Annotated in this window: 21 protein-coding genes and 1 pseudogene; 15 read left to right on the top strand and 7 right to left on the bottom strand. The window is 73.2% G+C overall.

Translation table 11 applies throughout. The features are described from left to right. The first annotated feature begins 232 nt into the window (after window positions 1–232). A pseudogene (locus tag AC3ET3_RS32335) lies at window positions 233–2,154 on the top strand (PEP/pyruvate-binding domain-containing protein). A gap of 96 nt (window positions 2,155–2,250) precedes the next feature. On the opposite strand, the gene AC3ET3_RS32330 reads toward AC3ET3_RS32335, so the two are convergent. Further along, a complete protein-coding gene (locus tag AC3ET3_RS32330) occupies window positions 2,251–3,291 on the bottom strand; it encodes a MerR family transcriptional regulator (protein ID WP_435613405.1) in 1,041 nt (346 codons plus the stop codon). Next, entirely contained in the window at window positions 3,285–4,073 is a 789-nt protein-coding gene (locus AC3ET3_RS32325) for a HEAT repeat domain-containing protein (RefSeq protein ID WP_488191842.1), read from the bottom strand. The genes AC3ET3_RS32330 and AC3ET3_RS32325 overlap by 7 nt, the downstream gene beginning before the upstream one ends. A gap of 124 nt (window positions 4,074–4,197) precedes the next feature. Here AC3ET3_RS32325 and AC3ET3_RS32320 point away from each other — a divergent pair, with 124 nt between their 5' ends. Next, window positions 4,198–4,776: a TetR/AcrR family transcriptional regulator gene (locus AC3ET3_RS32320; protein WP_435613403.1), complete on the top strand. Its 579-nt coding sequence runs from the start codon at window positions 4,198–4,200 to the stop codon at window positions 4,774–4,776. Window positions 4,777–4,907: 131 nt separating this feature from the next. Here AC3ET3_RS32320 and AC3ET3_RS32315 read toward each other — a convergent pair whose 3' ends face one another. Beyond that, window positions 4,908–5,297, bottom strand: a complete 390-nt coding sequence (locus AC3ET3_RS32315; protein ID WP_432138132.1) for a VOC family protein — start codon at window positions 5,295–5,297, stop codon at window positions 4,908–4,910. Then, complete coding sequence (locus AC3ET3_RS32310) at window positions 5,287–6,108, bottom strand: helix-turn-helix domain-containing protein (protein WP_432138131.1); 822 nt, start codon at window positions 6,106–6,108, stop codon at window positions 5,287–5,289. Before AC3ET3_RS32310 ends, AC3ET3_RS32315 begins: the two co-directional genes overlap by 11 nt. 254 nt (window positions 6,109–6,362) lie before the next feature. Between AC3ET3_RS32310 and gad the strand changes: the two genes are divergently transcribed. Then, complete coding sequence (gad, locus tag AC3ET3_RS32305; protein ID WP_435613402.1) at window positions 6,363–7,787, top strand: glutamate decarboxylase; 1,425 nt, start codon at window positions 6,363–6,365, stop codon at window positions 7,785–7,787. A gap of 174 nt (window positions 7,788–7,961) precedes the next feature. Here the strand turns inward: gad and AC3ET3_RS32300 are convergent, their stop codons facing one another. After that, complete coding sequence (locus AC3ET3_RS32300; RefSeq protein ID WP_435613401.1) at window positions 7,962–8,840, bottom strand: alpha/beta fold hydrolase; 879 nt, start codon at window positions 8,838–8,840, stop codon at window positions 7,962–7,964. Window positions 8,841–9,030: 190 nt separating this feature from the next. Here AC3ET3_RS32300 and AC3ET3_RS32295 point away from each other — a divergent pair, with 190 nt between their 5' ends. The 5 genes from AC3ET3_RS32295 to AC3ET3_RS32275 all read left to right on the top strand — a co-directional run bounded on the left by AC3ET3_RS32295 (window position 9,031) and on the right by AC3ET3_RS32275 (window position 13,708). Continuing rightward, on the top strand, window positions 9,031–10,983 hold the full coding sequence (locus AC3ET3_RS32295; protein WP_432138128.1) for an AfsR/SARP family transcriptional regulator: 1,953 nt from the start codon (window positions 9,031–9,033) through the stop codon (window positions 10,981–10,983). Between the two features lie 308 nt (window positions 10,984–11,291). Further along, window positions 11,292–12,335 carry an AI-2E family transporter gene (locus tag AC3ET3_RS32290; protein WP_432138127.1) on the top strand — a complete coding sequence of 348 codons (1,044 nt, stop codon included), beginning with the start codon at window positions 11,292–11,294 and terminating at the stop codon, window positions 12,333–12,335. 216 nt (window positions 12,336–12,551) lie between these two features. Next, a complete protein-coding gene (locus AC3ET3_RS32285) occupies window positions 12,552–12,683 on the top strand; it encodes a hypothetical protein (protein ID WP_432138126.1) in 132 nt (43 codons plus the stop codon). Window positions 12,684–12,689: 6 nt separating this feature from the next. Continuing rightward, window positions 12,690–13,334, top strand: coding sequence for a cytochrome c oxidase subunit II (locus AC3ET3_RS32280; RefSeq protein WP_432138125.1), 645 nt, complete (start codon window positions 12,690–12,692; stop codon window positions 13,332–13,334). Beyond that, complete coding sequence (locus AC3ET3_RS32275; protein ID WP_435613400.1) at window positions 13,331–13,708, top strand: cbb3-type cytochrome c oxidase subunit I; 378 nt, start codon at window positions 13,331–13,333, stop codon at window positions 13,706–13,708. The genes AC3ET3_RS32280 and AC3ET3_RS32275 overlap by 4 nt, the downstream gene beginning before the upstream one ends. On the opposite strand, the gene AC3ET3_RS32270 is transcribed toward AC3ET3_RS32275, so the two are convergent. After that, window positions 13,639–13,815, bottom strand: coding sequence for a hypothetical protein (locus AC3ET3_RS32270; RefSeq protein ID WP_432138207.1), 177 nt, complete (start codon window positions 13,813–13,815; stop codon window positions 13,639–13,641). The genes AC3ET3_RS32275 and AC3ET3_RS32270 overlap by 70 nt on opposite strands. Before the next feature lie 304 nt (window positions 13,816–14,119). Between AC3ET3_RS32270 and AC3ET3_RS32265 the strand changes: the two genes are divergently transcribed. The 7 genes from AC3ET3_RS32265 to AC3ET3_RS32235 all read left to right on the top strand — a co-directional run bounded on the left by AC3ET3_RS32265 (window position 14,120) and on the right by AC3ET3_RS32235 (window position 21,653). Beyond that, the gene (locus AC3ET3_RS32265) at window positions 14,120–15,922 is read left to right on the top strand and encodes a thiamine pyrophosphate-requiring protein (RefSeq protein WP_435613399.1); all 1,803 of its coding nucleotides are present in this window, start codon (window positions 14,120–14,122) and stop codon (window positions 15,920–15,922) included. Then, complete coding sequence (locus AC3ET3_RS32260) at window positions 15,919–17,040, top strand: SDR family oxidoreductase (protein ID WP_432155293.1); 1,122 nt, start codon at window positions 15,919–15,921, stop codon at window positions 17,038–17,040. Before AC3ET3_RS32265 ends, AC3ET3_RS32260 begins: the two co-directional genes overlap by 4 nt. Window positions 17,041–17,239: 199 nt before the next feature. Continuing rightward, window positions 17,240–17,791, top strand: coding sequence for a copper chaperone PCu(A)C (locus AC3ET3_RS32255; protein WP_435613398.1), 552 nt, complete (start codon window positions 17,240–17,242; stop codon window positions 17,789–17,791). A 121-nt stretch (window positions 17,792–17,912) separates the two neighbouring features. After that, window positions 17,913–19,325, top strand: a complete 1,413-nt coding sequence (locus AC3ET3_RS32250; RefSeq protein ID WP_432155295.1) for an SGNH/GDSL hydrolase family protein — start codon at window positions 17,913–17,915, stop codon at window positions 19,323–19,325. 160 nt (window positions 19,326–19,485) lie between these two features. Then, on the top strand, window positions 19,486–20,016 hold the full coding sequence (locus tag AC3ET3_RS32245; protein ID WP_432138119.1) for a retropepsin-like aspartic protease: 531 nt from the start codon (window positions 19,486–19,488) through the stop codon (window positions 20,014–20,016). Window positions 20,017–20,155: 139 nt separating this feature from the next. Continuing rightward, window positions 20,156–20,566, top strand: a complete 411-nt coding sequence (locus AC3ET3_RS32240) for an SPW repeat protein (protein ID WP_432138203.1) — start codon at window positions 20,156–20,158, stop codon at window positions 20,564–20,566. A gap of 238 nt (window positions 20,567–20,804) precedes the next feature. After that, complete coding sequence (locus tag AC3ET3_RS32235) at window positions 20,805–21,653, top strand: aldo/keto reductase (RefSeq protein WP_435613397.1); 849 nt, start codon at window positions 20,805–20,807, stop codon at window positions 21,651–21,653. A gap of 21 nt (window positions 21,654–21,674) precedes the next feature. On the opposite strand, the gene AC3ET3_RS32230 is transcribed toward AC3ET3_RS32235, so the two are convergent. Further along, window positions 21,675–24,290 (bottom strand): SpoIIE family protein phosphatase, encoded by a 2,616-nt coding sequence (locus AC3ET3_RS32230; protein WP_432138202.1) that lies wholly within the window; start codon window positions 24,288–24,290, stop codon window positions 21,675–21,677. Window positions 24,291–24,505: the final 215 nt, after the last annotated feature.

Genomic DNA, 24,505 nt, shown 5'->3' with positions numbered 1-24,505 from the left:
CACTCTCAACGTATAGCGCACCGGGGGGCTTGCGGCAAGGCCCCGGTCGCGGCGCACAATCGTCGGCCGAAGCCACAACCTGCGGAAATGAGGGCACGACGTGCGCGTGTCGGACGAGGACATGCCCGGCGACGGATGCGACGAGGCGGGCGGCACAGGGGACCCGGCCGTCCGGGCCGGTGCGACGGAACGCGGCACCCCGGGAGCTACGGCGAGAACCGAGCGGTACGTGGTGGATCTGGGTGACGTCGACGAGACGCAGGTCGCCGTCGTCGGCGGCAAGGGCGCGCACCTGGGCGCGCTGTCGGCGGTCGAGGGCGCCCGGGTGCCCGAGGGCTTCTGCGTGACCACGGACGCCTTCCACCGGATCATGGCGCAGGCACCGTCGGTCGAGGAGGAGCTCGCTCGGCTGTCCGCCCTGGACCCGGACGACCGGGAGGCGATCCGCGCGCTGAGCGCGCGGGTCCGCCGGGCCGTCGAGGACGTGCCCGTCCCGGGCGACCTCGCGGCGGCCGTCACCGGAGCGCTCGCCCGGCACGGCGCGCGGACTCCCTACGCGGTCCGGTCCAGCGCGACGGCGGAGGACCTGCCGACGGCCTCCTTCGCCGGCGCGGCTGACGGCCATGGCGCCCATGCACGAGGCCGGCGGGCGGCTGTTCGTGGACGCCGCCCGGCGCCTGGCCTCGCCCGCGAGCCGCGCCGGCCTGCTGGACCTGGTGGGCAGGTCCGATCCGCTGGTCAGGGACGCGTTGGAGACCGTACTCGAACGGGACGGCTTCGTGCCCTCGCTCCCGGACCCGGAGCCCGCCGGGCCCGCGGCCGGTGGCGCGCCCGCCCCGGTCGCGACCGACCCGGCCGTCGTCACCGAGCTGATCGGGCGCAGCCAGGCGTCCACCGCCGCTCTGCGGCGTGAGATCGGGACGAAGAGCGGACCGGAGCTGTTCGACTTCCTGCTGGAGGCCCTCGAGGAGCACAAGCGGGTCCTGGTGGACCCCTTGAGCATCCAGGCCGTCATGGCGGGGATGGAGGCCACCTGGTGGCTCAACGACAAGCTCCGGGAATGGCTGGGCGAGAAGAACGCGACGGACACGCTCACCCTGTCCGTCCGCGACAACATCACGTCGGAGATGGGCCTGGCGCTGCTGGACGTCGCGGACGTGATCCGTCCTCATCCGGAGGTGGTGGCGTTCCTGCGGGACGTCGAGGACGAGGAATTCCTGACGCGGCTGCCGGAACTCCCGGGCGGCGCCGCGGCGCGCGCCGCCGTCGAGGACTACCTCGACCGGTACGGCATGCGCTGCGTGGGCGAGATCGACATCACGCGGCCGCGTTGGCGTGAGCGGCCCACCGCCCTGGTGCCGGCGATCCTCGACAACGTCCGGAACTTCGAGGCGGGCGCCGCCGCACGGCGCTTCGAGCAGGGACTGGAGGCGGCGCGGAGCAAGGAGCGGGACGTGCTCGCCCGCCTGAGAGCCCTGCCGGACGGGGAGCGGAAGGCCGAGGAGACGCAGCGGATGATCCACCGCGTCCGCACCTTCATCGGATACCGGGAGTACCCGAAGTACGACATCGTCAGCCGCTACTTCCTCTACCGGCAGGCTCTCCTGACGGAGGCCGAGCGCCTGGTGCGGGCCGGTGTGGTCACCGAGAAGGAGGACGTCTACCACCTCACGTTCGAGGAGTTCCACGAGGCCGTAAGGTCGGGCCGGGTGGACGCACGGCTGATCCGGCGGCGCAGGGAGGCGTTCCGGACGCACCGCTCACTGACGCCGCCCCGGGTGCTCACCGGAGGGCGAGGCCATCAGCGGGGCGTACCGGCGTGCGGACGCTCCGGCGGGCGCCCTGCTCGGCCTTCCGGTCTCCGCCGGGGCCGTGGAGGGGCGGGCCCGCGTCGTCCATGACATGGCGGACGCCGATCTCCAGGCCGGGGACATCCTGGTCACGGCCTACACCGACCCCAGTTGGTCGCCGCTGTTCGTGGGCATCGCGGGCCTGGTCACCGAGGTGGGCGGGCTGATGACGCATGGCGCGGTGATCGCCCGGGAGTACGGCCTGCCGGCCGTCGTGGGCGTGGAGGGGGCCACTCGCCGCATCCGGGACGGCCGGCGCATCCGCGTGCACGGAACCGACGGGTACGTCGAGATCCTCACCTGAGCGGCCCCGCCCCGGCCGCCGCTGCTCCGTTCCGCCGAGCCCGGTGCGGCGGTCCGGGGGCGGGACGGTGCCGGGGCACCTCGGCGGCGGGTGCCCTCAGGCGTCCTCGACGGCCCGGTCCGCGCCGCCGGGCCCGCTGTCGAGGACGCCTACGAACGCCGAGGCGACGAGGGCGACGGCGCGGTCGTCGTCGTGGGCCAGTCGGCGCAGGACCTGCCGCGCGGTTCTCCCCGGCAGCTCGACGAGGGCCTGGGTCAGGCGGATCCGGGGCGCGGAGTCGGCTCGGGGCGCTGCCAGCTCGTCGACCAGAGCGGACGTGATCCGGGCCGCGCACGCGGGGTCCTCGGACAGCGTGCTCAGGGTGTCCGCCGCCTCCACGTCGTTGTCGCCCTCGACCACCATCGCGACCAGTGCCGGCACGGCAGCGGTCACGCCCCGTCTGCCCAGCGCCACCGCGGCCTGTCCGCGCACCCTGGTGTCCCCGTCCGCCAGTGCTCCGGTGAGCGCCGCGGTCGTCGCCGGGGTCTCGGGCAGCTCGGCGAGCGCGAGCACCGCTCGCCGCCGGGTGCCGGCGTCCCGCGAGCGCATTCCGGCGGTCAGCACGGCGGTGCCGCCGCCGTCGGATCGGGCCAGCGCCCAGCGCAGGGCGCCCGCCACGTTGGGGTCGGTCTCGGTCAGGACCGCCTCCGCCAGCAGTCCGGCGGGGACGCGGACACCCTCCGGCGGGGACAGGACGGCCTGTTGTCTGCGCGCGGCGCTGTGCGAGTCGAGCCCCTGCATCAGTTCGACGACGCGCAGCACGTCCTGCCAGCCGGTGGGGGTCGACGCGTCGATCGCGCGGAGCCGTGCGAGCAGTTCCCGCTCCCGTTCCAGGCGGTCCTCGGTCCACCGGATGAGGTCGCCGACCAGGGCGGACGGGGTGAACGCCGGGTCCTGCAGGGCGCGCCCGATCTGCTTGAGGGAGAGCCCGAGGGACCGCAGGCTCTCCACGTGGAAGATCCTGCGGACGTCCTCGGGGGAGTACTCGCGGTAGCCGCCGACGGTACGGCCGGTCGGCCGTACCAGCCCGAGGGCGTCGTAGTGCCGCAGCATCCGGGGACTCACCCCGGAACGGCGGGCGACCTCGCCGATCAGCACGCGGTGCTCTCCCCCGCGTCTCGCGCCGGGCCGGCCGGCGCCGGCCGGGCGGAGGCGGCGGCCCGTCCGGGGCCGAGTGCGACGACTCGTCTCGCCTCGTCGAGGGCGGTGTCGAAAGAGGCCTCGGGGTTCTGCCGGAGCAGTTCCGTGGCGCGGGCGTGTTCGGCCACCGCCGGGTCGGGGTGGGCCGCGGCCTGCCGCAGAGCCGGTTCGGACGCGTCGCCGAGGTCGGCGAGGGCCCGGCTCAGGCTCAGCCGCACCTCACGGTCGCCGCGGCCGAGGTGCGTGACCAGTTCGTCGGCGAGGCACCGCTGCTCGGACTCGGGGACGAGGGCCACGGCAGCACGCCATGCGGTCCGCGCGACCTCGTCGTCGGTGTCCCGCAGCATGTCGGGGGCGATCCAGGACCAGGTGCCGCTGTCGCCGATCTTGGACAGTGTGTGCACCGCCTGGCTGCGGGCCTGTGGGCGCTCGGAGCCGAGTTCCCGGCGGAGCCGGGGCAGGACGGTCTCCTGTGGGAGGCGGGTCAGCGCCCAGGACAGCATGTCCCGCACGTAGAAGTCCGGTTCGGCCGCGCACCGTTCGACGAGCGTCGGCAGGAACCCGGGGTGTGGGTCCGAGCCGGCCGCCAGGGCGGCCTGGAGCCGGACCGACGGGTCCTCGGCGCCCAGGGCCTCGGCGACACGGGCGTGGTGCGGGGCGATGGGCGGGGTGCTTGCTGGGGTGCTGATCGGGACCACCTCCTGTACCCAGCGCACACCCTGCCACGGTGTCAGGGTCAAGCCGGGTCCGGGTAGGCGCAGGCGCCCGCCAGGGAGTTCCTCCGGTGCGGGCCGAGGGCGATGACTGCGCACGTAGTACTCTGCTTGCAGTGGTTTGGAGCGGGCTACGGCTGGAGTGGTGTCCATGGCCAGACGGAACGACCAGCGGCGCGCCGCCCTAGTCGACTCGGCGATCGAGGTGCTGGCCAGAGAGGGCGCGCGGGGCCTGACGTTCCGGGCGGTGGACGCCGAGGCCGCCGTCCCCGCCGGTACCGCCTCCAACTACTTCGCCAACCGGGACGACCTGCTCACCCAGGCCGGCGCCAGGGTCTACGAACGGCTCCAGCCCGACGAGGCGACGATCGCCCGCCAGCGGACGGCCGGCCGCGACCGGGAGACGTACGTGGAGCTGATGCGGGAGCTCGTCGGCCGCGTCTCCGCGTTCCGCACCGGCTATCTCGCGCTGCTCGAACTGCGCCTGGAGGCCACCCGCCGCCCAGAGCTGCGCAAGGTCCTCACCGAGCGCGTGCGCGCCGATGTCGACGCCAACGTCGCCTACCACGAGACCGCCGGATTCCCCGGCGACGCCATGGCCGTAAAACTCCTGATCCTCACCCTGAACTGGCTGATCGTCGAGCAACTCACCCTGCCGGACGTCTTCACCGAGGCCGAGCGCGATCAACTGGTGACGGCAGCGGTCGAACGCATCGTGGGGGAAGGGTAGGGAGCCGCGAAGGCGGCCGGGTCGTCCGGACCGCCTGCTGGGACACGGCCTGCCCGACGCGGGTGGCGGGTTAGTCGACTGACCCGCCACCGCGATCCGCCGCGGCTCGTCACACACGCGTCACGCCTCGGTCACGCGACGACGTCGCAGCTGAGCACCCACAGATGCCCGAAGGGGTCCCTCACCCGGCCCTGCCGCTTGCCGTAGGGGCGGTCCTCGACAGGGATGACGATCTCGGCGCCGAGCCGTGCCATGCGGTCCGCAACGGCCGCCGGGTCGGGGAGGTCGAGCATCAGCAGGACCGGGGTACCGCCCACCGACAGCGGGTCGTGCCAGCCCCACGCGTCGACGCCCTGCGCCAGCGCGAAGGTCGTGGTGCCCAGGGACAGTTCGGCATGCACGACGCGTCCCTGGTCGTCGGTGACGCGCGAGGTCGGCGCCACTCCCAGGGCGTCGGTGTAGAAGTCGATCGCGGCGTCGGCGTCGGAGACGAGCAGCTTCGGATGCAGTTCAGTGGTCATGGCTCGATGATCGCGGCGCAGGACGCGGCGGGCCTTGTAGATTTCGGCCCTCCTCCGCGAGCCAGCCGCTCGGTGTGGTCCGCATCAGGTCCCGGAAGTCCCGCACCAGATGACTCTGGTCGTGGTAGGCGCTCTCGGCGGCGATCTGGGCCCAGGACTCGGCCCCCTGCCCCGCGCGGTGCGCCGCCGCCGCCAGCCGGGCGACGCGGGAGGCGAACTTCGGGCCGACCCCCACCGCGCTGCCCATCACCTGGCGCAGGCGGCGCGGGCTGAGGTGCACCTGCCGGGCGACGTCCTCCACCGATACCCCGCCGTGCCCGGCCCGGATGATCCGCAGGGCCTCGATGGCGTACGGCGACACGTGGGGCGGGGAGGTCCGGGCCAGTCGGTCGAGGAGACGGCGGCGCATGAGCGGGGCCCGCAGTCCGGCCGGACTGTCCGCCAGTTCCTCTCTCAGGTCGCGCAGCCATGGCAGGAGCAGGTCGGCGTCCAGCCCGCCCGCGTCGACCTCGCCCACCGGGACGCCGGTCAGGCGCTGGGCGGCCAGGGGCGACAGCTCGACGTACACCATCGGCTGGTCGGGGAGCAGGGTGAGGGAGGGCGTGGCGGTGCCGGGCCGCATCAAGCCGGTCACGACGGCCGGCACGCGCCGGGTGTGGTCGCCGTAGCGGACGTCGATGGGCGGCCCGAGGCTGACGACCAGGCGTGAGGCGAGCAGCGGAAGCGCCCGATGCAGCCGAGGGGGGCCGGTGTGCTCGCTGACGGCGACCACGCCGATGCCCGCCGCACGACATGCCTGACGCGACTCCACCGGAGGATTGTCCCATCGCCGCGGGTGCCGTGTCGTCCGGTGCGGCAAGGGGCGATCCGTCCCACCCGCGCTGCACGGGGCGCTGTGCCGACCCACGCGAACACGCCTCCGGGCGGAAAGGATTCCCGCTTGCGGGCCTCGCCCCCGTCCACACCATGGGGGTACGGACACTGCCGCGCCGCCGGTTCACCGCCGCCCGGCAGGGCACTCCCGACAGGGCCGCACATCACCGCAGCACAGAGAGCCGAGGGCGTATGAGTGTGCAGCACGACGACCGCGAGAAGAACCGGGACCTGCATATCAACCCCGTCTTCAGTCGCGAACCCGTCCGGATTCCCCGGTACGCGATGCCGGACGGGGAGATGGAACCGGAGACCGCCTATCAGGTGGTCCACGACGAGCTCATGCTCGACGGCAACGCCCGGCAGAACCTGGCGACTTTCGTTTCCACCTGGGCCGATCCCCAGGCCCGGCGGCTGATGGACGAGTGCGCCGAGAAAAACATGATCGACAAGGACGAGTATCCGCAGACCGCGGAGCTGGAGACCCGCTGCGTGCACATGCTCGCCCGGCTCTGGCACGCCGAGCACCCCCGGCAGGCGATCGGGTGCTCGACCACCGGTTCCAGCGAGGCCGCCATGCTGGGCGGGCTGGCGCTCAAGCGGCGCTGGCAGCACCGCCGCCGCGCCGAGGGCAAGTCCACCGACCGGCCCAACCTGGTCATGGGCATCAACGTGCAGATCTGCTGGGAGAAGTTCGCCGAGTACTTCGAGGTGGAGCCCCGCTACGTCCCCATGGAGGGCGACCGGTACTGCCTCACGCCGGAGAAGGCGGTCGAGCTGTGCGACGAGAACACCATCGGGGTCGTCGCCGTACTCGGCTCCACCTTCGACGGGAGCTACGAACCGGTCGCCGACATCGCCGCCGCCCTGGACGACCTGCAGTCCCGCAGTGGGCTGGACATCCCCGTCCACGTCGACGGCGCCTCCGGAGCGATGATCGCCCCCTTCCTCGACCCGGACCTCCAGTGGGACTTCCGTCTGCCCCGCGTGGCCTCCATCAACACCTCCGGTCACAAGTACGGCCTGGTCATGCCCGGTGTCGGCTGGGCCCTGTGGCGCGACGAGAGCGCCCTGCCCAAGGAGCTGGTGTTCCACGTCAACTACCTCGGCGGCGACATGCCCACCTTCGCGCTCAACTTCTCCCGCCCCGGAGCCCAGGTGGTCGCCCAGTACTACAACTTCCTGCGCCTGGGCTTCGAGGGTTACCGGCGCGTACAGCAGACCTGCCGGGACGTCGCCACGCGCCTGGCGCGGGAGATCGCCGAGCTGGGTCCGTTCGAGCTGATCACGGACGGCAGCCAACTCCCCGTGTTCGCGTTCCGGGTGCGCGAGGGCATCGAGCACTTCAGCGTGTTCGACGTCTCCGCAGCCCTGCGCGAGAACGGTTGGCTGGTCCCCGCCTACACGTTCCCGGAGAACCGCACCGACCTGGCCGCGCTGCGCATCGTGATCCGCAACGGCTTCAGCCACGACCTGGCCGACCTGCTCCTGCGGGACCTGCGCCGGGTGCTGCCCCGGCTGGACAAGCAAAATGAGCCGCATCGCGACGCCGACGACGCGGGCGGCTTCGCGCACGGCGCCGAGACCAAGAATCCGCGCACGCCGGGCCGCCACTGACCGCGCCGCCCGCCTCGGCAGTCGCTCAGTGGTCAGCCGTCGTCGATCGACAGCCGACAGCCGTCTCCGTCGGCAGTCGCAGTCGTCCGGACGAGCCCCATGTGCCGGCTGTTCCGTCTCGGCTGCGCTCGCCTGCGTGCCCGTGCCACCTTCTGACGGCAGGGGAGCCGCGGCTCATCGCTTCACCAGTTCCAGGATCAGGGCGGCGATGTCCTCGGGCCGCTCCTCGGCCATGAAGTGGCCCGCCCGGGTGGTGACGTGCCGGAGGTCGGTGGCCCACGGACGCCAGGTCGCCGCGGCGTCGAAGCCCAACTGGGCGCCCCAGTCCTGCTGGACCACCGTCACCGGCATGGTGAGCCGGTGGCCGGCGTCCAGGTCGGCCCGGTCGTGCTCGATGTCGATCGTCGCGGTGGCCCGGTAGTCGGCGACGATCGACGGGACGGCGGCGGCGCAGGCGCGGAGGTACTCGGCGCGCACATCCGCGGGGACGGCGTCCGAACCGGCGGACCAGACATCGAGGAAGTGGCCGAAGAACGTGTCGGCGCCGGCCGCGATCATCCGCTCGGGCAGGCCGGGCGGCTGGGCCATCAGATAGAGGTGGAAGCCCACCGCCGCACCGACGCCGTGGAGGACGTTCCACATGTCCAGGGTGGGGAGGATGTCCAGAATCCCGAGGTGGGAGATCCGGTGCGGGTGGTCCAGACCGGCCCGGAAGGCGACGTGCGCGCCGCGGTCGTGGCCGACCAGCGCGAACCGGTCGAGTCCGAGTGCGTCGGCCAGGCCGACGACGTCGGCGGCCATCGCCCGCTTGGAGTAGGTGTCCTCGGTGACCGCGTCCGGCTTGCTGCTGGCGCCGTATCCGCGGAGGTCGGGGCAGACCACGGTGTGGTTCTCGGCCAGGACGGGAGCGACGTGCCGCCACATCAGATGGGTCTGGGGAAAGCCGTGGAGCAGCACGATCGCGGGCCCCTCCCCACCGACCGCCGCGGTCAGCTCGATGCCGTCGCACACGCCGATCCGCCTGGTCGTGAATCCGTCGAGGGTGATGCCCATCGCGCCGTCGTCTCCTTCTGTCGAACCCGTAAGCCAGTACCGCCCGCGGGAGGTGGGTGAACGAGAACAGGATCGTCCGGCCGGATCAGCGGCGGATCAGCGGCGACGGCCCGAAGCCGGGCCGCCCGTGGACACGGGCGGCCGAGGACGCGAGCGGCCGAGGACCCTGGCGGCCGAGGACAATGAGGACATGCAGATGCTCGTCAAGGTGCTCGGGCCGATCCTGGTCACGGATGCCGAGGGCCGGCCGGTGGCCGTCGGCAGCCGGCGCCGACGTGAGGTTCTGGGGCGGCTGGTCGCCGCCGGCGGGCGGGCCGTCTCGCTCCCGGTGCTGGTCGCGGATCTCTGGGAGGACCCTCCGCCCACGGCGGCCGGTACGGTCCGCACGTTCGTCTCCGAGCTGCGCCGGGCCCTCGAACCGGACCGTCTCCCCCGGACCCGCTCGCGCCCCATCGAGACCGTCGGCACCGGGTACGCCCTGCGCGTCCCCCGCGCACACGTCGACGCCCACCGCTTCGAGGACACCCTTCGGGCCGCCCGCGACGCACCCGGTGCCGAGGCGGCTGACGCACTGAGCGAAGCGCTCTCGTGGTGGCGGGGCGAGCCGTACGCCGACCTCGACGCCTCGCCCTGGCTGGCGCCGGAGCGCGCCCGTCTGGCCGAGCTGCACAGTCAGGCCGTCGAACTGCGCGCCGAGGCCCTGCTCCGCCTCGGGCGCGGCGCGGCCCTCGTACCGGAGCTGGAGGCGTTCATGGCCGCCCATCCGTGGCGGGAGGGCGCCTGGGCCCTGCTGTCCCACGCCCTCTACCAGGCCGGCCGTCAGGTCGACGCGCTCGCCTCGCTGCGGTCCGCGCGGACCGCTCTGCTGGACCGGTTCGGGCTGGACGCGGTGGACGCCCTGGACCGTCTCGAACGCGACATCCTCCAGCGCGCTCCGCACCTGACGCCCGCCCCCCTGTCGGAGGAGCGGGTGCGCCTGCTCACGCGCACGGAGGCGACGGGCACCTACACCCGGCTTCGCTCGATGAGCACGGTGGCGAGGGCCGCCGCGGTCACCGGGGGCACCAACCTCGTCCTCGCCCAGGAGCAGCGCGCCGCGGCGGCCGCCGAGGCCGAACGGAGCGGGGACCCCGGCCTGACCGCCCGTGTGATCGCCGCGTACGACGTCCCCACCGTCTGGACGCGCGCCGACGATCCCGAGCGCTCCCGTGCCCTGGTGGCGACCGTCCGGCGCACCCTGCACCGGCTCGGGCCCCAGGCGCCGCCCGCGCTGCGGGCGCGGCTCCTCGCCACGCTCGGGCTGGAGCACCGCGGAACCCGGGACCGCTGGGCCGCCGAGGCCGCGGCCGAGGCGGAACGGCTGGCCCGGGAGCTGCACGACCCGGGCGTGCTGGTCCTCGCGCTCAACGCCCGGTTCGTGCAGTCCTTCCAGCGGCCCGGACGCACCGCCGAGCGGGACGCCCTCGCCGACGAACTGATCGTCGTCTCGCGGCGCCACGACCTCCCCGCGTTCGAGATCCTCGGGCACCTGGTCAAGCTCCAGGTGCTCGGGGCCCGCGGCGAGACCGGCACGGAGGCGGCGCGCCACCATGTCGGGGAGGCCGAGCGGCTCGGCGGCCTGCACGAGGCCCCGCTCGCGGGGGTCCTCACCGCCGCCTTCCGTACCATGCGGCTGGCGGAGCGGTCGAACGATTCCGCGGCGGTCGCACACGCCTACCACGCCCTCGCCCGGGATCTCGCCGGCGCGGGCATGCCGGGGGTCGAGGCCGGTGTGCTTCCGCTCGCGCTCCTCTCGCTCCACCTGCGTCACGACCGCCCCGCCCCGACCGATCCCCGCCTCGACTGGGGCCCCTACCGTCCCTGGGCACAGCCCCTCCTCGACCTCGCTCACGGCGACACCGCCGCGGCCCACCGCGCGGCGGCCGCCCTGCCCACACCACCTGCCGACCACCTGTACGACGCGCTCTGGGCCGTCACCGCGCACACGGCGATCCGGCTCGAGGACGCGGCACTTGCCGCTCAGGCCCATGACGCGCTGTCTCCACTGGGCGGGGAGAGCGCGGGCGGGACCACGGCCGTCCTCTCGTTCGGCCCGGTCGACGACCTGCTGTGCGCCCTGGCCGGACACGTCGCCCGGCGCTGACGTCGCCCGCAGCCGGCCGCGCGGGTCTTCGGGTCCGGTTTCAGCGGCCCGCCCCCGGGCACGGGGCACGGGTACGAAGGTCCCGTGGCGCCCTCGCACCGCTGCTCCCCCTGGAGTGCGGTGTCCCCTACGAGTCGCTGCCCGGGGAGCCGATCCGACGGACTGATGCAGCGTCAGGAGGCGCCCCCGAACGGGGCGGTGGGATTCCTCGAAGCGGTTGATGCACACCGGTGCGCCGCGGGACCGCGCAGCACATGCCCGGGCGGGCCTTCGCGGGGTACCGCCGCACCGATGCGTACGCTGGGAGGGTGCAGTTGCTTCCGGAGCCCGTTCGTCGGCTTGCCGCCTGGTGCGCCGCGATTCTGCTGGTCACCGGTGTCGTCTACGTCGGTATCCAGGTGTGTGTGGCGCTCCGGTCCGCCGTGATCCCCGTACTGCTCGCCCTGCTCGGCACCGCGCTGCTGCTGCCCGTCCACCGGTGGCTGGTCAGGGCCCGGGTCAACCGGTCCGTCGCCGCCGGGCTCACCTGCGCCGCGGTCATCGCCGTGGTCGGCGGCGCCGTGTACCTCGTCACGGTGACGCTGGTCGACACGTGGGACCAGATCGTGTCCTCGCTGCGCGAGGCGGTGCGGCAGTTGGCCGACCGGTTCGGCGCGTCCGACACCTCCCTGAACGACCTCGCGGACGACGCGCTGGACCTGCTGGGCAGGCTCGACGGAACGGCCGCCTCCGGCGTCGTCCAAGGGGTCGGTCTCGCAGTCCAGGTCCTCGGCATGGCGGTCCTCGCGCTGCTGCTGGTCTTCTTCTTCCTGCGGGACGCCGACCGGGCCACCGGCGCCCTGCGCTCGCTGGTCCCGGGCGATCGCACCGGCCTCGTGGAGGGGATGGCCCGCCGGGCCTTCGAGGGCGTCGAGGGCTTCATGCGGGGCACCACCGTCGTGGCGCTCATCGACGCGTTCTTCATCACCCTCGGCCTGCTGATCCTCCGTGTACCCGGTGCCCTCGGGCTCGGGGCGATCGTCTTCATCGGTGCCTACGTGCCGTACATCGGCGCCTTCCTCTCGGGCGCCGCGGCGGTCCTGGTTGCGCTGGCGGACCGCGGCTTGGCCATCGCGGTGTGGGTGCTGGGCGTGGTGCTGGCGGTCCAGGTGCTGGAAGGCAACATCTTCCAGCCGATGGTCCAGAGCCGCACCGTGCGGATCCATCCCGCGGTGATCCTCGTGGCGCTGACGGCGGGCGGGGCCGTGGCCGGGATCGTGGGGGTGCTCCTCGCGGTGCCCGCGACCGCCGCGGCCTTCGGGGTCGTCCACGAGCTGCGCGCCCACTACTCCCCCGCACCGCACGACGCGTAGAGAGCACCGGCACGCCGAAAGACCACCGCTCGGTGGGCGCGTCCGCGCCGCGCACGAGCCGAGCAGCCCCGCGCGATGCGCCGTGAGGGCGGCGCAACAGGCCCGCCGTCGGGGCTGCGGGGCCCGCGGGGTGGCGGTGTGTCAGGCCGCGAGGCACCCGGATCATCCGTAATGTCCGGACCGCCGCAGTTATGGACGAGGTGAGGAAGTGGTGTCATGCCGGTCGGTGACTTCCCCTCGGGCCACCGGGCCGGTGTGCGGCCCCGGGGCTGGACGCACGACGTCCGGACCCGCCTCGCCGGCACCCGGCACGAGAAGACCGCCCGGCGCGAGGAGACCGGCCGGTGAGGCAGCGTGACGTCTTCGGCACCGTCTTCGCCCTGGAGGCCGTCGTCGCCGGGACGGTCCTCCTCGTCGTTCTCGCCCACTTCGGCTACGCCCTGGTCCGCCGCCGCGCACGGCTCCGCCCCCGGCGAGACCGGACGGCCCGAGCGACCGCGCCTGGAGGCGTTCTACGTCAGCGTCCTCGCGGCGTTCGCCGTCTTCCTGGTGGCCTGGACCGCCTGGCAGAACCACCGTGAGCACGAGACGTCCGGGCCCGCGCCGGTGCGCGTCGACGTCACCGCCTTCCAGTGGTGCTGGAAGTTCACCCATGTGCGGGCGGAGTGTGCGCGCAGCGTCAGCGCGAACTGCCGGGACGGCCGGCTGCCCACCCTGGTGGTGCCCACCGGCCGCCCGGTGCGGCTGCGGCTGACCTCGCAGGACGTGATCCACTCGCTCTGGGTCCCGGAACTGCGCTGCAAGATGGACGTGTTCCCGCACCACACCAACTCCTTCACCCTGACCCTCGACCACGAGGGACGCTGGCTGGGCAAGTGCGCCGAGTTCTGCGGCCAGCGGCACACCACCATGCACTTCTGGCTGAAGGCCGTTCCGCCCGAGGAGTACGACCGCTACCTCGACGCCCAGCAGGACACGGCGGGAGGCGCGGCGGCATGACGGTCGCCCCGCCGGCGTCGGACCAGGAGGACACCGGGGGCCGGCCCGTCAGGCCGAGCGGCTGGCTCGGCTGGGTGGCGACCACGGACCACAAGCGGATCGGGCTCATCCTCGGCACGTCCCTCGCCATGCTGCTGCTGGTCGGTGTCATCGCACTGGTGATGCGCAGTCAGCTCGCCCTCGCGGAACGGGACCTGATCGACGCCCACACGTACAACCAGCTGTTCACCATCCACGGTTCCGGCACGATCTACCTGGTCGTCACGCCGTTCGCCCTCGGGATGGGCGTCTACCTGGTCCCCCTTCAGATCGGCGCCCCCGGCATCGCGATGCCACGCCTGACTCTGTCACCACCCAGGACCAGCAGGCTGTAGAGGGCGATCTCCCCGAGCAGGAAGGACCAGTGGTCGGGGAACGCCTTGCGCAGGTACTCCTTGCCGGCCTCGCTGAGCGGCACCCGCCGGTCGACGACGGTCGCCACCCGCTCCCCACGACGTGGCCGCGGCGGTCTCCCTCCGCCGGACAGCCCCATGCGCCCTCGTTTCCCGTCGGCCGCCCCGCTCAGGTGGCCCTCCGCCTTCGATGCGTGACTCTTCGCATCCGAGGCTGTCACGGGAGTTCGGGGGGCGCTCGGCGGAGGACGGAGGCGGGACACACGGCGGGCGCCTCCCGCGCCGGGCTTCGCCGTACCACCCGTACGAGTCGGCGAAGCGCCGTTTACGGATCACCGGGCGAGGCTACCCAGCAGGCGTCCGTCGATCGTTTCCTCCATCTCGGGAGCACTCATGACAGAAGTCGCCGACTACGTACTCCAGCGCCTCACCGAATGGGGAGTGGGCAGGGTGTACGGCTATCCCGGTGACGGGATCAACGGCTTCCTCGGCGCCTTCGACCGTGCGAACGGGAACCCGGAGTTCATCCAGGTACGGCACGAGGAGATGGCCGCCTTCATGGCGTGCGCACACGCCAAGTTCACCGGCGAGGTGGGCTGCTGCACGGCGACGTCGGGGCCGGGCGCCGTGCACCTGCTGAACGGGCTGTACGACGCGAAGCTGGACCACCAGCCGGTGGTGGCGGTGGTGGGCCAGCAGAAGAGGCTGAGCCTGGGCGCCCACTACCAGCAGGAGGTGCACCTGGACCGGCTGTTCGCCGACGTCTCCGAGTTCTGCGAGATGGTGACGCATCCGGGGCAGGCCCGGCACGTGGTCGACCGGGCCTTCAAGACGGCGTTGACCACGCGCGGCGTGGCCACCATCATCATCCCGGAGGACATCCAGGAGGCGGACGCCCAGCCATCCCCGCCGAAGCAGCACGGCTCAGTGTTCTCCAGCGTCGGCTGGAGCCGCCCGCGGGTGCTGCCGGACCCCGGCGAACTGCGCAAGGCGGCCGATGTCCTCAACGCGGGGAAGAAGGTCGCCATCCTGGTCGGCCAGGGCGCGGCCCGGGCCCAGGACGAGGTGGTCGAGACGGCCGAACTCCTGGGCGCCGGCGTGGCCAAGGCGCTGCTGGGGCGGGAGGTGCTGCCGGACGACCTGCCGTTCGTGACCGGTCCGATCGGGCTGCTGGGAAGCAAGGCCAGCGACAACATGATCCAGGGCTGCGACACGCTCCTCATGATCGGCACCAGCTTCCCGTACTCCGAATGGCTGCCGGACGAGGGGCAGGCGCGCGGGGTGGAGATCGACATCGACGGGCGGATGATCGGCATCCGCTATCCGATGGATGCCCACCTCGTCGGGGACGCCAGGGAGACCCTGCGCGAGCTGATCCCGCTGCTCCACCGCAAGGAGGACCGGAGCTGGCGAGAGAAGATCGAGAAGGATGTCGTCGAATGGGACGACCTGTGCGAGCGGTGGGCCGCGCAGCACTTCGGCGACACGATCAATCCCCAGGCGGTGGCCGCCGAGCTGTCGCGGCGGCTGCCCGAGAACGCGATCCTGACCGCCGACTCCGGCTCCGGCACCAACTGGTGGGCGCGGAACGTCAAGCTGCGCGAGGGCATGCAGGCGTCGCTGTCGGGGACGCTGGCCACCATGGGGCCGGGCACGCCGTACGCGATCGCCGCCCGGTTCGCCCATCCCGACCGGCCGGTGATCGCGTTCGTCGGTGACGGGGCGTTCCAGATGAACGGCATGAACGAGATGATCACCGTGAAGCGGTACCTGGACCGGCTCTCCGGGTCGACGCCGTTCGTCTTCTGCGTCTTCAACAACCAGGACCTGAACCAGGTCACCTGGGAGCAGCGCGCGATGGCCGGCGACCCCAAGTACCCGGGTTCGCAGGACATCCCGGACGTGCCCTACGCGGCGTACGCCGAACTGCTGGGGCTCAAGGGCATCGTGTGCAGCGACCCGAAGAAGATCGGCGACGCCTGGGAGGAGGCGCTGGCCTGTGACCAGCCGGTGGTTCTGGAGTTCAAGGTGGACAGCGAGATCGCGCCGATCCCGCCGCACATCATGAAGACCCAGGGCAAGGAGGCCGCCAAGGCGGCGCTGCGCGACCCGGAGAAGGCCGGCATCGCCGCGAAGGGCGCCCGGCAGAAGCTCACCCAGTACGCCGAGCACCTGCCCGGCCGGGGTCGCAAGTGACAGGCGCGGCGGACCGTCACGCCCCGGAGGGCCACGGCTCCGGGGCGGGCTCCCAGGTGGTGGTCGTCACCGGGGCGAGCGCCGGCGTGGGGCGCGCCACGGCCCGCGCCTTCGGGGCGCGGGGTGCCGCCGTCGCGCTGCTGGCCCGGGGTGAGGAGGGGCTGGAGAAGGCGGCCCAGGAGATCCGCTCGGCGGGTGGGCAGGCCCTGCCGCTGGTGGTGGACGTGGCCGACCCGGAGGCCGTGGACGGGGCGGCCGAACACGTGGAACGGGAGTTCGGCCCGATCGACGTCTGGGTGAACGCCGCCTTCGCCACCGTCTTCGCCACGGTGCGGGACGTCGAACCGCAGGAACTCAAGCGTGCCACCGAGGTCACCTACCTCGGCTGTGTCCACGGCACGCAGGCCGCCCTCAAGCGCATGCTGCCCCGCGACCGGGGCACCATCGTCCAGGTCGGGTCGGCCCTCGCCTACCGCAGCGTCCCGCTGCAGGCGGTGTACTGTGCGGCCAAGCACGCCATCCAGGGGTTCACCGAGTCCCTGCGCTGCGAACTGCTGCACGACGGCAGTGGAGTGCGGGTCACGATGGTGCAGTTGCCCGGCCTGAACACCCCCCAGTTCACCTGGGTGCGCACCCGTCTGCCCCGGCATCCGCGCCCGGTGGCCCCCGTCTACCAGCCGGAGGTCGCCGCCCGGGGCATCCTGTACGCCGCCGATCACCCCGGCCGACGCGAGTACTGGGTCGGCGGTTCCACGGTCGCCACCCTGCTCGCCCAGAAGGTCGTTCCCGGCCTGCTCGACCGGTATCTGGCGCGCAGCGGGTACGGCGGGCAGCAGACCGACGACCCGGTGGACCCGTCGCGCCCGGCCAACCTGTGGGAGCCCGCGGACAACGCCGAGGGAACCGACCACGGGGCGCACGGGGAGTTCGACAGCGAGGCCCATGCGCGCAGTCTCCAGCTCTGGGTGTCCCGTCACCGCCGGCCGCTCGCCGTGGGGGCTGCCGTGGCCACCACCGCAGGTACGGCGATCGCCGGGAGCCTGCGCCGACGGCCGGCCGCCGGCCGGTGGCCGCGGCACGGCGGCGGCATGGCTGCGGTGCTGCGACGCTCCGGGTGAGGCGGGCAGCCGGGCGCCGGGCAGGCTTCGGGGCCGGCCGCCGCGTCTCAGAGGCCATTTCCGGCTCCGCGCATGTGGCGAGCAGGCCGGTAAGTCCCGGAAGCCGCACCGGCACAGACACGCAGGGGACGGGGGCCAGGCACAAGTGTCGGCGGGTGAACCGAGAGCGTCCGGACGGTGCCGGAGGAAGGTGGCAGTCATGCGCGTGAGGATCGCTGGACCGTGGCGGAGAGCGGTCGCCGTCGTCGCGGCGGGCTGTCTCGCCACCGTGGGCGTGGCGGGATGCTCCGCCGACGACGACATCACACACAACCCGCCGGGTGCCAACGCACGTGTGGGATCGGTTCTGATCCGGTACGGGCACATCGCAGAGCCCACCGACGGCCCCTGGGAGAGGGGGGACGACGCCCCCTTCTACGCCTGGCTGTTCGATCAGGGGCAGCAGCCCGACCGGCTGCTCGGCGCGGAGACGACCGCCGCCCAGTCCGTGGACATCGTGTCCGCGGACGGCACCGTGCGGGGCCCCGTCGAGGTACCCACCGGCCGTCTCGTCGAGCTGAAGAAGGGCAACCCTCACCTGCTGCTCAGGGGCCTGCGCCAGGAGATCCGTGCCGGGGACTACGTGTGGATCACCCTGCGCTTCGAACGAGCCGGCGAGATCGCCCTGCAGGCCCACGCCCAGCTCCCCACCTACGTCGACCGGGAAGCCACCCAGGAGCCGGGGCTCACCTCTCCCTCCCCCGGCGGGTGACACGGATGGAGCGGCGCCGGCGGCCGACGCGGGCCCCCGGTGACGTGCCGCCCGGCACACTCCCGCCGCCGGCCGCGGGCCTGTCGCACCGGCCGGCGGCACAGGGACGGACCCGGGCCCGATGAGGTCGCGGCGGCACCGGCCGACCCCACGACAGGGTCGCGGGACGCGGCGGCGGATCGCGGCCGCCTCCCTGCGTCTCCTCGGCCTCTCGGCCCTGGCGCTGGCCGCGGTGTGGCTGGCGGTACGGATCACTCCGCTGCAACCGGTGTCCGCGGCCGGTCAGACGGTACGGGTGGGCGCCGCGCCGCTGGAGTGGAGTCTGTCCGGCCCGGGGCAGCTCGATCTGTTCGGCCAGAGCATCCCCACCCAACCTGACTTCGACGGCCCGATCAGGCCCCGGCTGGAACTCGCCCACATCAAGGAGGACGCCGAGGTGGCCCGGCTCCTGCGGTCCGGGGACCATGATCGGCTCACCCTGGACGTCGGCCGGAAGCTGGCGGCCGGCTGGCTGCGCTACGGGGCCTGGGAGACCCTGATCGCCGCCGGTCTGGTGGTGCTGCCCCTGGCCGCCTGGACGGGGCTGCGCCGCATGCCCCCGCGCCGTGTCGCCCTGGTGCTGGCCGGCGGTGTGGCTCTGGTGGCCGCGGTCAACGCCGTCGGCTTCTATCTGCTGGCCTCGGACACGCCGCGGGCGCTGCGCCAGGTGCGGTCCCTGGAGGACCTGGTGGGCAAGAGCCCGCTGGCCCCGGTGCCCCGGGCCGAGGGGGCGGCGCTGGGCGACGTCCGAGCGGTGGTCCTGGGCGACTCCACCGCGGCGGGCACCGGGAACGGCCCGCTGCCCGACCCCACCGCGCTCGACGCGGCGTGCCGACGCAGCGCGGACTCCTACCCGCGGGCGCTGGCCCGCGCCAACGGCTGGGACGTGTTCAACCTGGCCTGCGCCGGCGCCACCGTCCGCGACGGCATCCTCGGCGTGCAGATCGTCGGCGACCAGGTGGCGCCGCCGCAGCTGGCCCAGGCGCGGCGGGCGACGGAAGCTTCCTACGTGATCGTCAGTGTCGGGGCCAACGATGTGCGCTGGGCGGACCTGGTCGGTCTGTGCGCAACCTCCCCCACCTGCGACGACCGTGCCACCACCGCCTTCTTCCAGGACCGTCTCGCCCGGTTCGCCCTCGACTACCGTCGGCTGCTGCGCCAGCTGGCCGCCCTCCCCGGGCACCCTGCCGTCCTGGTCAACGAGTACTACGACCCGTTCGGACCGGATGTCGGCTGCCTGCGCGCGGAGCACCTCACCGAGCGGAAGGTGCGGACGCTGCGCTCGCGGCTGGCCGCACTCAACACCGTGCTGCGGGAGGGGGCCGAGGCCGCGGGCTTCCCGGCGGTGCGGCCGGACTTCACGGGGCACGGTCTGTGCAGCGCGCAGCCGTACGTACAGGGGCCGACGGACCGCGCCCCCCTGCATCCGACGGCCGCCGGATCACTGGCCATCGCCCTCACCGACCAGCACGCGCTGACCGCCGAGGCGCCCTGACCGGCGGTTCCCCCTGGCGGAGCGCTCCGCTTCCCGGTGTACCGCCGTGCCGCCGTCACCCCGTACGCCGTCCCGCGGCGAAACAGCGGCCCGGCCGTTTGGGGCGGATCCTCACGGGGACTCCGGCAGCGGGACAGTCCCGGTGACGAGGAGGCGAGCCATGGCCTTCCTCCGAAGCCCGGCAGGTGTGCCGGCCCTGTGCGTGACGGCCGTCCTGGTGGCCGCCGGATGCGTCGGCGGCGAGCCCGGCGGGGGCGCCTCGGCCACGTCCCCGGCGGTGACGGCGGGCGATCGGCAGATCCCGCTGTCGGTGGTGGAGAACGACGGGCAGGTCATCGTGTTCGTGCCGGTGACCATCCAGGGCGAGGGGCCCCTCCGGTTCGTCCTGGACACCGGCGCCTCCGCGAGCGCCGTCGACGACGACGTGGTGCGTGAACTCGGTCTGCCGCGCACCGGCGAGCGCCAGGCCGTCACCGGTGTCACCGGTACGCGGACCGTGCCCGTGGTGAAGGTGTCCGAGTGGAAGGCCGGCGAGGTCGAGCTCGATCCGGCCGAGGTGACCGTGATCGACGTGGACACGCCCCGGGGCGCACCCGGCATCCAGGGCCTGCTGGGTTCCGACGTCCTCAGCGCGTTCGGCAACGTGACCGTGGACTACGAGCACGAGACCCTGCGGTTCCCGGCCCGGTGAGCGGCTCGGCGACGGCGTGATCGGATCGTGACACCTGGTGCAGAATCGTCCCGCAGAAGCATGGTTGGCTCACCTTTCCTCGGATACGCGGGAGATAAGGAAGATCCGCCGAGGAAAGGAAGCAGGTGACGACGTGGCCATGCACTCGCGCATCGAGGAACACCCTGACATCCAGGCCATGCGCGCCCGGGCAGCCGAGGTGTCGGTGCAACCCGCCGCGCAGGCGACGGAGGGGCTGACTCTCCTCACCGGCCTGTACCTGGCCATCTCCCCCTGGGTGATCGGCTTCAACGGCAACCCGCTGGCCGTCAGCAACCTGGTCACCGGGATCGCCCTGGCCGTCCTGGCCCTGGGCTTCGGCTCGGCCTTCGAGCGCACCTTCGGCATGGGCTGGGCGGCGGCCGGAATCGGCGCTTGGGCCGTGATCGCGCCGTGGGTGATGCAGAACGCCTCGACGACGACGGGAACCATCGTCAGCAACTCCATCACCGGAGGCGTCGCGGTCGTCCTCGGCCTGATGACGACGGCGATGGCCAGGGGACGCTCCTGACCCGTCAAGCGGCCGGCCCACCGCTGCCCGCGGGGCGCGGCCGGTGCGTGCCTCGGCCGGGTGGACACGCGGCCGGGGCGTCGTCCGTCCCGCCCCGACCTTCTGGCCGGGACGGCACCGCCGACAACCGCTCGCCGCGCGGGGCGCCGCAAGCCGCCGGTCGGCGTACCGGCCGCGAGGCGCCGCCGTGCGGCGGGTGACCGTCCACCGACCGCCTACGAGCGTGGGAGAGAATTCCGTGCGGACCGTCACCCTGAACAACGGCGTCGAGATGCCGATCCTCGGCTTCGGCGTGTACCAGATCCCGCCGGAGGAGACCGAGCGGGCCGTCAGCGACGCCCTCGCGGCCGGCTACCGGTCGCTGGACACCGCCGCCGCCTACGGCAACGAGGAGGCCGTCGGCCGCGCGATCCGCCGCAGCGGCATCCCCCGCGGGGAACTCTTCGTCACCACCAAGCTGTGGTCCTCCGACGCAGGCGAGGACAGGGCCGCGCGCGCCTTCGACACCTCGCTGCGCAAGCTCGGTCTGGACCACCTCGACCTGTATCTGATCCACCAGCCCTACGGCGATGTCTACGGCTCCTGGCGCGCCATGGAGCGCCTGCACCGTGAGGGCCTGGTCAGGGCCATCGGCGTGTCGAACTTCTACCCGGACCGCCTGGTGGACCTCATCGACCACAACGAGATCACCCCGGCGGTGAACCAGATCGAGACCCACCCCTTCTTCCAGCGCACGCAGTACCAGGAACTCATGCGCGGGCGCGGCGTGCAGATCGAGTCGTGGGGGCCGTTCGCCGAGGGCCGCAACCAGTTCTTCACGCACCCGGTGCTCAAGGAGATCGCCGCGGCGCACGGCCGGTCGGTGGCGCAGGTCGTGCTGCGCTGGCTCGTCCAACGCGATGTCGTGGTCATCCCCAAGTCGGTGCGCGCCGAGCGGATGGCCGAGAACCTCGACGTCTTCGGCTTCCAACTCACCGCGGACCAGATGGCTGCCGTCGCCGCCCTGGACACCGGGTCGTCGCTGTTCTTCGACCACCGCGACCCGGCCGTGACCGCTCGGCTCGGCACCGTCACCCTGGAGGCCTGACCCGCCGGGCGGGCCGGCCGCTCACCAGGCCATCTCGTCGATCAGTGCCGTCATGTCCGGGGGCCCGGCGGCGCCGCCCAGGTTCTGTTCGGCCCAGATCACCTTCCCGTGGGCCTCGTAGCGGGTGCCCCAGCCCTCCGCGAACTGCGAGACCAGGAACAGGCCGCGGCCGCCTTCGTCGGTGATGGCGGCCCGGCGCAGCCGCGGCGAGGTGTTGCTGCCGTCCGCCACCTCGCACACCAGGGTGCGGCCGAGCAGCATCCTCACCGAGACCGGCGGCGCGCCGTAGCGGATGGCGTTGGTGAGGAGTTCGCTGAGGATGAGTTCCGTGCTGAACGACACCTCCTGCAGACCCCACTCCAGCAGCCGGCGGCCGACATTCGCGCGGACCCGGGAGACCTCCGTCACGTCGAACGGCACGTCCCAGGTGGCCACCCGGGAGGGGTCGAGCAGCCGCGTCCTGGCGACCAGCAGCGCGACGTCGTCGCTGGGGTGGGCGGGCAGCATCGTCTCCATCAGCACCCGGCAGGTCTCCTCCGGTGTGCCGTCCGGCCGGGGCACGGCCCCACGCAGCAGGTCGAGACCCTCGTCGATGTCCCGCCCCCGGTCCTCGACCAGCCCGTCCGTGAACAGCACCAGCCGACTGCCCTCGGCCAGCCGCAGCTCTCCGGACTCGAACGGGTAGCCGCCCACGCCGAGCGGCGGTGAGAGGGGGATGTCGGGGAAGGTCACCCGGCCGCGCGGGTCGACGACCGCCGGCGACAGGTGCCCGGCACGGGAGAGGGTGCACCGGCCGCTGACCGGGTCGTAGATGGCGTACAGGCAGGTGGTGCCGGTGAGCGGCTCCGGAGCGCCCTCGGCCGTCTCCGCCTGGGCGTCCAGCCGCGCCACCATCTCGTCGAGATGGCCGAGCAGTTCGTCCGGGGCGAGGTCCAGGGAGGAGAAGTTCAGCACCGCGGTGCGCAACCGGCCCATGGTGACCGCCGCGTGCATTCCGTGGCCGACGATGTCCCCGACGACCAGTGCCACACGGAACCCGGGCAGCGGAATGACGTCGAACCAGTCACCGCCCACACCGGACTGGGCCGGCAGGTACCGCCAGGCGACCTCCAGCGCGTCCTGCTCCGGCAGGTCGCGGGGCAGCAGGCTGCGCTGCAGGGTCACCGCCATGGCGTGCTCGCGGGAGTAGCGGCGGGCGTTGTCGATGGCGACGGCCGCCCGGGCCACCAGTTCCTCGGCGACGGCGATGTCCTCCTGTTCGAACGCCGGGGAGCCTTCGCCACGCCAGAAGTTGACCATGCCGAGGACCACGCCGCGGGCCCGCAGCGGCACGGTGATCAGCGAGTGGATGCCGTACTCCAGGGCCCGCCGGGCGCCCTGCGGGTCGTGGGCCCGCCAGTCCTCGGCGGTGTGCAGGTCCGGCACCAGGACGGCCCGGCCGCCGTAGAGCGCCGCGACCATCGGGGTGTCGGCCACCACGAACCGGATCAGGTCGCCGACCGCCTGCAGCGGGTGCCCGGTCCGGGTCTCGCTCAGCGCGGTGCGCCGCATCCGGGTCACGGCGCCGGTGGGCTCCTCGCCGCGCAGGACGGAGTCGAGCAGTTCCACGGTGACGAAGTCGGCCATGCGCGGGACCGCGACGTCGGCGAGTTCCTCCGCGGTGCGCCGCACATCGAGCGTGGTGCCGATTCGCACGCCGGCCTCGTAGAGCAGGGTCAGCCGGCCGCGGGCCACCTCGGCCTGGCCGGACAGGGCGCTCAGCTCGGTGGTGTCGCGGAAGGTCGCCACCAGGCCCTGGCCGCCGCCGTAGGGCTCGGTGAGCCGGATGTTGACCGCCAGCAGCCGGTCCCCGGCCGGGATGACCTGGTCGGACACGGCCTCACCCGAGGTCATGGTCCGGGTCAGCGTCGGCCCCAGACCCAGGTCGGTGACGTACCCCTGGTCGGTCTCCTCCGGCAGGTCCAGCAGGCGGCGGGCCTCGTCGTTGACGAGCAGGACCCGTCCGTCGCCGCCGACGATGAGCACGCCCTCGCGCACGGCGTGCAGGACGGCGTCGTGGTGCTCGTACATCCGGGTCATCTCGGCGGGGCCGAGGCCGTGCGTCTGCCGGCGCAGCCGCCGGCCGACGAGGGCCGCGCCGCCGGTCGCGAGCACCAGTGCCCCGGCCGCCGAACCCAGCATGACCGGTAGCTGCTGGTTCACCACGTGCCCGAGGGTCGCGACGCGGATCCCGGCGCTGACCATGCCGACCACCCGCCGGCTGGCATCCGTGACGGGCACCACCGCGCGCACGGCGTCGACCGGCTCGCCGCGGAAGGTCTCGGTGAAGGCCTCGCCGGCGGCGGCCCGCTCCACCCCCTCGGCCCGGGTGCCGACGAGGGAGGGATCGGAGGCGGCGATCCGCAGGCCGCGCTTGTCGAGGACGGAGATGAAGTCCACGCCGGTCCCCGCCTGGGCCCGTTCGGTCGGCTCCTGCAGGAGGGCGGCGGCGTTCGAGGAACGCAGCGCCAGGGCGGTGCCGGGCGCGTGGGCGAACGCCTCGGCGGCGGCGAGACTGCGGTTCTCGGCGGCGCGCTCGCCGTCGTAGCGGCTCTGCACCACCAGGGCGGCGGCGGCCGCCGCGACGAGGATGAGCATGATCAGCGCCTGGAGCAGGAAGACCTGCGTGGCGAACGTGCGCACGCTCAGGGCGGCCGGCAACCTGCGCGCCGGCGACGGCCTGGGCGCCGCGGACGGTGGCCGCGCACCGCCGTCGGCCCGCTCTCCGCGCCGTCGTCGGCCTCTCGGTGAGCGAGCCCGATCACGCAGCCGCCGTGCGCCGCTCGGCGGCGGCGCCGCCCTCTTTCGGGACC

The organism is Streptomyces sp. bgisy159 (genome assembly GCF_057707805.1).
Note: the sequence above shows the minus strand (reverse complement) of the source record. Positions and strands in the feature narration are given on the sequence as shown.

Coding starts and splice junctions, on each gene's coding strand:
- AC3ET3_RS32320 (WP_435613403.1), top strand. CDS start 4,198: ATGGCCAGACGGAACGACCAGCGGCGCGCCGCCCTAGTCGACTCGGCG.
- AC3ET3_RS32315 (WP_432138132.1), bottom strand. CDS start 5,297: ATGACCACTGAACTGCATCCGAAGCTGCTCGTCTCCGACGCCGACGCC.
- gad (WP_435613402.1), top strand. CDS start 6,363: ATGAGTGTGCAGCACGACGACCGCGAGAAGAACCGGGACCTGCATATC.
- AC3ET3_RS32300 (WP_435613401.1), bottom strand. CDS start 8,840: ATGGGCATCACCCTCGACGGATTCACGACCAGGCGGATCGGCGTGTGC.
- AC3ET3_RS32295 (WP_432138128.1), top strand. CDS start 9,031: ATGCAGATGCTCGTCAAGGTGCTCGGGCCGATCCTGGTCACGGATGCC.
- AC3ET3_RS32285 (WP_432138126.1), top strand. CDS start 12,552: ATGCCGGTCGGTGACTTCCCCTCGGGCCACCGGGCCGGTGTGCGGCCC.
- AC3ET3_RS32275 (WP_435613400.1), top strand. CDS start 13,331: ATGACGGTCGCCCCGCCGGCGTCGGACCAGGAGGACACCGGGGGCCGG.
- AC3ET3_RS32265 (WP_435613399.1), top strand. CDS start 14,120: ATGACAGAAGTCGCCGACTACGTACTCCAGCGCCTCACCGAATGGGGA.
- AC3ET3_RS32255 (WP_435613398.1), top strand. CDS start 17,240: ATGCGCGTGAGGATCGCTGGACCGTGGCGGAGAGCGGTCGCCGTCGTC.
- AC3ET3_RS32250 (WP_432155295.1), top strand. CDS start 17,913: ATGAGGTCGCGGCGGCACCGGCCGACCCCACGACAGGGTCGCGGGACG.
- AC3ET3_RS32245 (WP_432138119.1), top strand. CDS start 19,486: ATGGCCTTCCTCCGAAGCCCGGCAGGTGTGCCGGCCCTGTGCGTGACG.
- AC3ET3_RS32240 (WP_432138203.1), top strand. CDS start 20,156: ATGCACTCGCGCATCGAGGAACACCCTGACATCCAGGCCATGCGCGCC.
- AC3ET3_RS32230 (WP_432138202.1), bottom strand. CDS start 24,290: ATGCTCATCCTCGTCGCGGCGGCCGCCGCCGCCCTGGTGGTGCAGAGC.